Origin of the sequence: Curtobacterium flaccumfaciens (genome assembly GCF_051548005.1) — a bacterium.
GTDB lineage: Bacteria > Actinomycetota > Actinomycetes > Actinomycetales > Microbacteriaceae > Curtobacterium.
On sequence record NZ_JBPUGH010000217.1, the window covers coordinates 1 to 3,949 of the forward strand.

The 3,949-nt window shown below is 72.7% G+C and carries 6 protein-coding genes and 1 pseudogene; 4 read left to right on the forward strand and 3 right to left on the reverse strand.

Going from position 1 to position 3,949, the window contains the following annotated elements:
* The 3 genes from ACSW7Y_RS16470 to ACSW7Y_RS16480 form a co-directional block, all read right to left on the reverse strand.
* A partial coding sequence (locus tag ACSW7Y_RS16470; RefSeq protein WP_438127318.1) for a flagellar motor protein MotB occupies positions 1-230 on the reverse strand: 230 nt, incomplete at its 3' end.
* A 2-nt stretch (positions 231-232) separates the two neighbouring features.
* Positions 233-1,045, reverse strand: a complete 813-nt coding sequence (locus ACSW7Y_RS16475; RefSeq protein WP_438127319.1) for a motility protein A — start codon at positions 1,043-1,045, stop codon at positions 233-235.
* Position 1,046: 1 nt separating this feature from the next.
* Positions 1,047-1,328 carry a flagellar FlbD family protein gene (locus ACSW7Y_RS16480; protein ID WP_438127320.1) on the reverse strand — a complete coding sequence of 94 codons (282 nt, stop codon included), beginning with the start codon at positions 1,326-1,328 and terminating at the stop codon, positions 1,047-1,049.
* Between the two features lie 277 nt (positions 1,329-1,605).
* Here ACSW7Y_RS16480 and ACSW7Y_RS16485 point away from each other — a divergent pair, with 277 nt between their 5' ends.
* From ACSW7Y_RS16485 to ACSW7Y_RS16500, 4 genes and pseudogenes are all read left to right on the forward strand, one after another.
* On the forward strand, positions 1,606-2,463 hold the full coding sequence (locus ACSW7Y_RS16485) for a DUF4397 domain-containing protein (RefSeq protein ID WP_438127321.1): 858 nt from the start codon (positions 1,606-1,608) through the stop codon (positions 2,461-2,463).
* A gap of 26 nt (positions 2,464-2,489) precedes the next feature.
* Positions 2,490-3,119 (forward strand): class F sortase, encoded by a 630-nt coding sequence (locus tag ACSW7Y_RS16490; protein WP_438127322.1) that lies wholly within the window; start codon positions 2,490-2,492, stop codon positions 3,117-3,119.
* Positions 3,120-3,216: 97 nt separating this feature from the next.
* Entirely contained in the window at positions 3,217-3,762 is a 546-nt protein-coding gene (locus ACSW7Y_RS16495) for an RNA polymerase sigma factor (RefSeq protein WP_438127323.1), read from the forward strand.
* 5 nt (positions 3,763-3,767) lie between these two features.
* Positions 3,768-3,949 (forward strand): annotated as a pseudogene (locus ACSW7Y_RS16500) (hypothetical protein); the annotation flags it as partial.

Genomic DNA, 3,949 nt, shown 5'->3' on the forward strand with positions numbered 1-3,949 from the left:
GTGTCGATCTTCTGCGACTTCACCTCGCCGAACCCGGTCGCGAGCGAGTTCTTCAGGGCGATGTACTTCTGCTGGTCGACCGTCGACATCGCGAAGAGCACGAGGAACATGCACATCAGGACGGTGATCATGTCCATGTAGGACGCCATCCAGCGCTCGTCGGGGTGCTCGGCCTCGTCGTGGCCCTTCTTCGCCCGGCCACGGCCACGGCCACGGGGGTTGGCGCTCATCGTCAGGCCGCCAGCTGCTGGTCGTCGTCGGCCGCGGACTTCTTCGCCGACTTCGCGTCCGCAATCCGCGCCGCCGGCGGGACCATGGCCTTGAGACGCTCACCGAGGAGGCGCGGCTGGCTGCCGGCCTGCACCGCGAGCAGGCCCTCCATGAGGAGCGTCTGCCGGTCGGACTCGAGCTGCGCGAGCTTCCGGAGCTTGCCGCCGATCGGCAGCCAGAGGAAGTTCGCGGTGAGGAGGCCCCACAGGGTCGCGACGAACGCGCTGGCGATGAGCGGGCCGAGCTCGTCCGGCTTGCCGAGGTTCGCGAGCACGTGCGTCAGCGACACGACGGTACCGATGATGCCGACGGTCGGGGCGAACCCGCCGAGGCCCATGAAGAACGCGCTCGCGCTGCGCACGGGAGCGGCGTTCGACTCGATCTCGTCCTCGAGCAGGATCCGGAGCTCGTCGCCGTCGGTGCCGTCGGCGATGTTCTGCAGCGCCTTCTTCATGAACGGGTCGTCGTGCTTGTCGGCCTCCTGCTCGAGCGCGAGGAGCCCGTTCGCCCGAGCGGTCTCGGCGAGCCCGACCACGTCGTCGATGACGGACTGCGGCGGGGTGACCTTGCCCGTGAACGCCTTCGGGACCGCCTTGAACGAGGCGATCGCGTCCTTGAGTGTCGTGCTCGCGATGCCGCAGCCGATCGTGGCTCCGAACACGAGCAGCATCGGCGCGGGCAGGAAGAGCCCGCCGAGCTCGACGTGCTCCATCTCGACCATGCCGAAGAGCGCACCGAACGCGAGGAGGATGCCGATGATCGTCGCGATGTCCACGTCAGCGCCCCCCGTCGTGCGCGTGCAGCGGCGCCACCGGGGCGAGCGTGGGGACCGGGCCGGTCGCGTGGCGGTTCGCCTGGCCGTCGGTGCCGTACGCCATCCCGACGATGCGGGCGCGGTACGCGGCGATGAGGTCGATGACCTCGTCCATGGACTCCCGCACGATGTACTTCGCGCCGTCGACCATGATGAGGGTGGTGTCCGGCGTCTCCTGGATGCGCTCCACGAGGTCCGGGTTCACAGCGAAGCCGCTGCCGTTGAGTCGTGTGACGACGATCATGGCCCGTCCTGGTTCTCGATCGTCCCGCCGCCGTCCGTGGGGCGGGATGCCGCCCTTCCGTGGGCGTGCACCGAGGGTTATCGGTCCGGAACGCCCGGTCGTAAGCGCCGGGCACCCAGCGACGTCGTCGGGGTACGGAACGGGGGACAGATCCGTGAGCGAACCCCCAGCAACCGAGCGCAACCGGAGCGCCTGGACCGTCGGTAGTACCTGTGCGACGTCGAGGACGACGTCGAACCGACCGGCCCGTCCCGGGCCAGAGAAGGAGACGACAACGATGCGCAAGAAGACCCTCGCCGCCGGCCTCGCATCCGGTGTGCTGCTCGCCGCCACCGCCGCGGTGCTGCCCGCCGCCACGGCGACCGCCGCGACCGGCGACGCGACCCTCTCCGTCCTGCACGCCGTCCCGTCCGTCACCGTCGACGTCTACCTCGACGGCAAGCGCGCCCTCGACGACTTCACGCCCGGCACCCTCGCCGGCCCGATGATGGTCCCCGCCGGAGCACACACGATCGCGATCACCGCCGGCGACGCGACGGACGACTCGAAGCCGATCATCGGCCCGGTCGACGTCTCGCTCGACGCCGGCGGCGACTACACCGCGGTCGCACACGACAGCACCAGCGGCGGGCCGACCGCGACGCTCTTCACGAACGACACCTCGGCCACCCCGGCCGGGCAGGGCCGTCTCGTCGTCCGCCACGTCGCCGCCGCCCCCGCCGTCGACGTCCTGGCCGGCGGCAAGGCCGTGATCTCCGGGCTGTCGAACCCGGACGAGAAGGCGCTCGAGCTCCCCGCGGGCACCGTTTCGGCCTCGGTCGCGGCAGCCGGCACCACCACCCCGGTGATCGGCCCGGCGGACGTCGCGGTCACGGCCGGCACCGACACGATCGTCTACGCGTGGGGCAGCCTCGAGGACGAGGACCTCGCCCTCGCGACGCAGACGATCTCCGGCCTCGGTGGCACCCCGAACGGCGTCCCCGCCGGCAACGCGGGCCTCGTCGCGACGAACCAGCCCGACGTCGCGCCGTGGATCGGTGCCGCTGCCGCGCTCCTCGCAGCCGCGGCACTCGGGACCGTCGTGGTCCGTCGGCGTCGCACCGCGGACGCCGGTCGGCAGGACACCGGTCGCTGATCGTGCACCGCACGGTACGGCCGTCCGTGGCGGCGGTCGCCGTCGCCGCGGCGGCCGTCGCCGTCCTGACCGGGTGCTCGCCGGCTGGCCCCCTCCCCGGCGGGCACCCCTCCCTCGCCCCCTCGAGCACCCCGACGCCTCCCCCGGCGGCGTTCTCGACCGCGGTGCCGCAGCAGGCCGCGACGGTCCCGCCGGTCGCTCCGGCTGCGGCGGCACCCGCGGAGGTCAGCGTCGACTGGGCCGGCGTCACCGCGCCCGTCCGCCCCGAGGGCGTCGACGCCCAGGGCGCGATGGCACTCCCGCCGGACCCGGCCGTCGCGGGCTGGTACCGGTACGGCGCCGCCCCGGCCTCCACCGAGGGCACGGTGGTCCTCGCCGCCCACGTCGACGCGGTCGGGTACGGCACCGGCCCGTTCGCCCACCTGCGCGACGTCCCGGACGGTCGGACCATCACCGTCACCGACACCGCCGGCGCCGCGACCCGCTGGCGGATCGACTCCGTGTCGCTGCTCGAGAAGCGCGGACTCCCCTGGGACCGCATCTTCCGCACGGACGGCGACCGGCGGCTCGTGCTCGTCACCTGCGGCGGCGTGTTCGACGAGCGGACCCACCACTACGAGAGCAACCTCGTCATCACCGCGACGCCGGTGTCATGACCCGGGAGACACGACCGTGCGCCCGACGTACCCCGCCGCCCCGCCGCCCGTACCATCGACACACGGTCAGTGCCGACCGCCCCGACGACAGGACCACGTGACGACCACCCTCCCCGACGACGGCGAGCTCTCCGACGCCTTCAGCGCCGGGAGCGAGGCCGCCCTGCGTGCCGTGTACGACCGGTGGTCGCCGCTCGTGCACACCCTGGCGCTCCGGGCACTGCGCGACCCGATGGCCGCGGAGGACGTCACCCAGCAGGTCTTCGTCAAGGCCTGGCGGCGGGCGCGGAGCTTCGACCCCGGACGTGGACCGCTCGGCGCGTGGCTCGTCGGCATCACCCGGAACTGCATCGCCGACGCGTTCGCCGAGCGCGCCCGGCATGCTCCGACCGCCGATCCGACGGTCGTCGAGGAGACCGTCGTGGCGCCGGAGTCGCCGTTCGACCTGGCTGAACGTGCACTCGTCGCCGGGGAGCTCGACCGCCTCGACGAGGAGCCGCGCCGCGTCATGCGACTGGCCTTCTACGAGGACCTCAGCCATCGTGAGATCGCGGAGCGACTGCAGATCCCCCTGGGCACCGTGAAGAGCCACATCCATCGGAGTCTGGCTCGGCTCCGAACACGTCTGGAGGTGATCGAGTGAAGCACGTGGACGACGAGACGCTCGCGATGCTCGCGGTCACCGGGGCGGTGGCGGACGACGAGGTCGCTGCCCACCTCGCTGCGTGCGCCCGGTGCCGCGCCGAGGTCGCGGACCTGCAGCGCGTCGCGGCCGTCACCCGCTCCGCCGCGGACGTCGACCTCGTCGCGCCGCCGGAGCGTGTCTGGGA

Coding starts and splice junctions, on each gene's coding strand:
- ACSW7Y_RS16480 (WP_438127320.1), bottom strand. CDS start 1,328: ATGATCGTCGTCACACGACTCAACGGCAGCGGCTTCGCTGTGAACCCG.
- ACSW7Y_RS16485 (WP_438127321.1), top strand. CDS start 1,606: ATGCGCAAGAAGACCCTCGCCGCCGGCCTCGCATCCGGTGTGCTGCTC.